This window comes from Hylemonella sp. GW821-FHT12C09, assembly GCF_058807395.1.
In genome coordinates, this window is record NZ_JBXAQQ010000016.1 from 1 (window position 1) to 1246 (window position 1246).

Annotated in this window: 1 protein-coding gene; it reads left to right on the forward strand. The window is 61.8% G+C overall.

The features are described from left to right. The first annotated feature begins 58 nt into the window (after positions 1-58). A protein-coding gene (locus AC1RRP_RS19240) for an IS3 family transposase (protein ID WP_493038982.1) occupies positions 59-1215 on the forward strand; the annotation gives its coding sequence in 2 pieces (ribosomal slippage) (positions 59-326 and positions 326-1215; 1158 coding nt in all). Positions 1216-1246: the final 31 nt, after the last annotated feature.

A 1246-nucleotide genomic window follows, 5' to 3' on the forward strand; every position in this document is an offset into this window, starting at 1 on the left:
TGGGCTTCCCCCGATTCCCCGGACACATTCAATAACATGATGTGTTCAGGAGATATCAATGACGAGGACAAGAAGGAGCTTCACGGACGAGTTCAAGCGTGAGGCGGTAAAGCTGGTCAAGCAGCCGGGGGCGATGGTCACCCACATTGCCCGGGATTTGGGAATCGAGGCCAGCGTGCTCAGACGCTGGGTCAACCAGGAGCGTGAAGGCGTTCTGGACATGCGACCGAATCGACCCATCCGCAGCGAGGCAGCCACAGAGGTTGAACGACTCCAGAGGGAACTGCGCCGCGTCACGATGGAGCGTGACATCCTAAAAAAAGCGCTCGGCTACTTTGCCAAGGACCCGCAGTGAAGTACGCCTTCATTGCCAGGCACCGTAGCGTCTGGCCCACCCGCATGATGTGCCGGGTCATGGCGGTGTCCCACAGCGGGTTCTATGAATGGCTGGGCAGAGCACCGAGCCAGCGCAGCCAGGACGACGCCCGACTGACCCGGCTCATCCGTGAGAGATTCGAGCTCAGTGACCGCACCTACGGCAGCCCGCGCGTCTGGCACGACCTGCGAGCCCTGGGCGAGAGTTGTGGGCTCAACCGGGTGACCCGGCTGATGCACCAGGCCCAGCTGCAGGCCAGACGCAAGCGGCGCCGGCTGCCCGCAGACAATGTCAGCCGGCTGGAGAACCACATTGCCCCGAACCACCTGCAACGCGACTTCCAGGCCGATGGCCCGAACCAGAAGTGGGCCGCAGACTTCACCTACATCTGGACGGCTGAAGGTTGGCTGTATGCGGCGGCAGTCATGGACCTGTACTCGCGCCGTGTCGTGGGTTGGTCCATGAGTGACACCATGCAGGCCAAGATGGTCAGCGACGCCTTGCTCATGGCCTTGTGGCGGCGCGGCAAACCCAGCGCCTTGATGCACCACTCGGACCAGGGTAGCCAGTACACCAGTGACGAGTTCCAGCAACTGCTCAAGGCCCAGGGCATCACCTGCAGCATGAGCCGACGCGGAGAGTGCTGGGACAACGCGGCCATGGAGAGCTTCTTCTCTTCCTTGAAAACGGAACGAACCAGCCGCAAGGTCTACCGGACCCGCGAAGAGGCCCGCTCGGACGTGTTCGACTACATCGAGAGGTTCTACAACCCGGTGCGCAAGCACTCCAAGCTAGACTTCCTCAGCCCGGTCCAGTTTGAAGAAGGCTTAAAGGGCTAAGCAAACCGTCCGGGGAATCGGGGGAAGCCCA